Origin of the sequence: Mesorhizobium sp. M8A.F.Ca.ET.021.01.1.1 (assembly GCF_003998025.1) — a bacterium.
Classification (GTDB): Bacteria; Pseudomonadota; Alphaproteobacteria; order Rhizobiales; family Rhizobiaceae; genus Mesorhizobium.
This window is the reverse complement of record NZ_RZSJ01000579.1, coordinates 1-3,834: the sequence shown is the minus strand read 5'-3', so window position 1 is coordinate 3,834 and position 3,834 is coordinate 1. Positions and strand designations below refer to the sequence as shown.

Genomic DNA, 3,834 nt, shown 5'->3' with positions numbered 1-3,834 from the left:
CTACAATGCGGCTCAAGGGTGCTGGATGGGCTGGGAACGCAAGCGCGGCAAGCTGCACGAGCTCGACCTCTTGCTGCGCGGCGACAGCGATACCACCTTCCTGCCACTCGAAGTGCCGCTGCCGGAAAAAGTCGTCCATGTGATGACGCTCGACGCCGATACCCGCACCACCCGCGATGCCGTATCGAGCCTTGTCGGCAAGCTTTGCCATCCGCTCAACCGCCCGCATTTCGACGCCACCAGGCGCGTCGTAACCGCCGGCTACACCATCCTGCAGCCGCGTATCACCGCTTCACTCACCAGCGGCGACGAAGCCTCGTTCTTCCAGCGCGTGTTCTCGGCCAATCGCGGCCTTGATCCTTACGTCTTCGCTGTTTCGGACCTCTATCAGGACGTCTTCAGCGACGGGTCCTTCACCGGCAAGGGCCTCTATCATGTCGATGCCTTCGAGGCCGCCTTGCAGGGCCGCATCGAGGAAAACACCATCCTCAGCCACGATCTGCTCGAAGGCGCTCTGGCGCGCGCCGCACTCGTCACCGACGTCGAACTGGTCGAGGACTACCCGACCCGCTACTCGGTCGACGCCTCGCGCCACCATCGCTGGGCGCGCGGCGACTGGCAACTTTTGGGATACATCTTCAACCCCCGTTCCGGCGTTCCGGCCTTGTCGCGCTGGAAGATGGTCGACAATCTGCGCCGCTCGCTGACGCCGATCTTCTGGGTGATGGCGGCGATCGCCGGCTGGACCTTGCTGCCCTTCACGCAGGCCGCGCAGTGGCAGGCCTTGCTGATCCTCAGCCTGTTCATGGCGCCGACCTTCGACGTGGTCAACGCCATCCTGCCCAAGAGCGGCGACCAGACGCCGCGCGGCCATTTCTCGGCGCTGGCGCGCGACGTCGCCTTCGGCACCGCCATGGTGGCACTGAAGATCGTGCTGATGGCACACAACGCCTGGATGATGGGCGACGCCATCGTGCGCACGCTCTACCGGCTGTTCGTCAGCCGGCAGAACCTCCTGGAATGGCGCACCGCCTCGCAGGCGCACAAGGCGGGCGACAACGATGTCGGCTCCTATTACGGCATGATGTATGGTGCCGTGATCATCGGCTTTGTCGGCCTCGCCATTCCGGTGCTGGCCGATTCCACCGGTGCCTTCGTGGCCTTCTTCTTTGCCTTGTTCTGGATCGGCTCGCCGGCGATCGCCAGCTGGATCAGCCGCTCCGCCGAAACCGAGGATCGGCTGCGTATATCGCAGGCCGATATTCACACCCTGCGCACCGTGGCGCGGCGCACGTGGCATTATTTCGAGAGCTTCGTGACGGCCGAACATCACAATCTGCCGCCGGACAATTTCCAGGAGAGCCCCGCGCCCGTCGTGGCGCCCCGCACCTCGCCGACCAATGTCGGCGTCTACCTGCTCTCGGTCGTCTCGGCGCGCGATTTCGGCTGGATCAGCCTGTCCGATGCCATCACCCGCATCGATGCCACCATGACGACCATCGAGAGCATGCCGCGCAGCCGCGGCCATCTCTTCAACTGGTACGACACCACGACCCTGAAGCCGCTCTACCCGCTCTATATCTCGGCTGTCGACAGCGGCAATCTCGCCGGTCACCTGGTGGCGGTGGCGGCGGCCTGCGCCGAATGGGCGGAAGCCCCTTCCGTCCACCTGCAGGGTGATTTCGAAGGCATTCTCGACACCGTGACCATCCTGAGCGAAAGCCTAGATGAATTGCCTGACGATCGCCGTCAGTTGCGCCCATTGCGCCAACGCCTCGTCGATCGCCTCGACGGCATGCGGCGCGCCGTCGACACGATCAAGGCACAGCCGGAAATGGCCTCGATCCGCACCATCAACCTGGCGGTGCTGGCCGGTGAAATCCGCAAGCTCGCCACCGCCATTCACACCGAGGCCGCATCGCCGCAGAGTGACGTCATCGTCGACTGGGCGGCAAGGCTCGAAGCCACCTGCGAGGCGCACGTCCATGACGCCCACAGCGACGAAAACGCGGTCGAGGCTCTGCGTGCCAAGCTGCTCACCTTGCGCGAGCGCACCCGTCGTTTCGCCTTCGAGATGGAGTTCGCCTTCCTGATGCGGCCGGAGCGCAAGCTTTTGTCGATCGGCTACCGGGTCGAGGAACATCAGCTCGACGAAAGCTGCTACGACCTTCTCGCCTCCGAGGCGCGGCTGACCAGCCTGTTCGCCATCGCCAAGGGCGATCTGCCGACCGAGCACTGGTTCAGGCTCGGCCGCCCCATCGTCGAGATCGGCTTCCAGGGCGCGCTGATGTCGTGGTCCGGCTCGATGTTCGAGTACCTGATGCCGCCGCTGGTAATGAAGGAACCGCAAGGCTCGATCCTCAACCAGACCAGCAAGCTGATCATCAAGCGTCAGATGCAGTACGGCCGCCAGAAGAACGTGCCGTGGGGGATCTCGGAAGCAGCCTACAATGCCCGCGACCGCGAACTGACCTATCAGTACACCAATTTCGGCGTGCCGGGGCTGGGACTGAAGCGCGGCCTTGGCCAGAACACGGTGATCGCACCTTACGCGACGATCATGGCGGCGCAGTTCAACCCGCGCGAAGCGGTGCAGAATCTGGCCCGGCTGCGCGAGATCGGCGCGCTTGGCCGCCATGGCTATTATGATGCGGTCGACTTCACCCCGCAGCGCGTGCCGGAAGGCACCAACCACGCGGTCGTGCTGAATTACTATGCCCACCATTCGGGCATGTCGATCGCCGCCGTCGCCGACGCCATTTTCGAAGGTCGCCTGCGCGATCGCTTTCACAGCGATCCAGTCATCGAATCAGCCGAACTGCTGCTGCAGGAGAGGGCGCCGCGCGACATTCCGACCGCCACCGTCCGCACCGAGGCCGACGAACGCTCCAAGGACGAGACCGAAACCGAGAGCCCTGACACCCGCATTGTGCTCGATCCCGTGCGGGCGCTGCGTTCGACCAATGTGATGTCGAACGGCCGCTATTCGGTCATGGTGACCGCGACCGGCTCCGGCTACAGCCGCTGGGGCGATCTGTCAGTGACCCGCTGGCAGCCGGATCCGGTCGAGGACCGTCTAGGCTCATACATCTTCCTGCGTGACGTCAGCACCGGCGACTGGTGGTCGGCAACGGCGGAGCCAAGGCGCGCGCCCGAGGAAAAGACGCAGACCCTGTTTTCCGATGACAAGGCGAGCTTCGTCAAATCGGCCGGCACGCTACGCTCGGAGGTCGAATGCATCGTCGTTTCCGAAGGCAATGGCGAAGGCCGCCGCATAACGCTCTACAATGAGAGCACATCCGACCGTCACATCGAAGTGACGTCCTTTGCCGAGCTGGTTCTGGGATCGGAGGCTTCCGACAACGCGCATCCGGCCTTCTCGAAAATGTTCGTGGAAACGGAAATCGCCGCCAACAATGGCGCGATCTTCGCCACGCGACGCAAGCGCGAAACCAGCGAGCCCGATGTCGCCCTGGTGCATTTCGTCACCGATCCGTCGGGGCCGGCTCGTGATGCCGAGGCCGAGACCGACAGGCGCGCCTTCATCGGCCGTGGCCGCACCATCGTCGATGCCGCCGCCTTCGATCCAGGCGCCAGGCTGGGCGGCCATTCCGGCTTCACGCTCGATCCCATCGCCTCGCTGCGCCGTCAGGTGCGCGTGCCCGCCAACAAGAAGATATCGCTGACCTTCTGGACCGTCGTCGGGGCCAACCGCGCCGAGCTGGAGGAGGCCATAAACCGGCTCGACCATCAGGAGAGCTTTGCCCGCCAGGCCATGCTTGCCCAATCCGGAAGCGATGGACTCGGCCGGCAGCCGCAGGAACGGATCGGGAT

1 protein-coding gene is annotated in these 3,834 nt (G+C 64.4%); it reads left to right on the top strand.

Annotated features, from left to right (window positions below):
• On the top strand, positions 1 to 3,834 hold a 3,834-nt coding region (locus EOA36_RS30120; RefSeq protein WP_281040090.1), incomplete at both ends, for a glucoamylase family protein.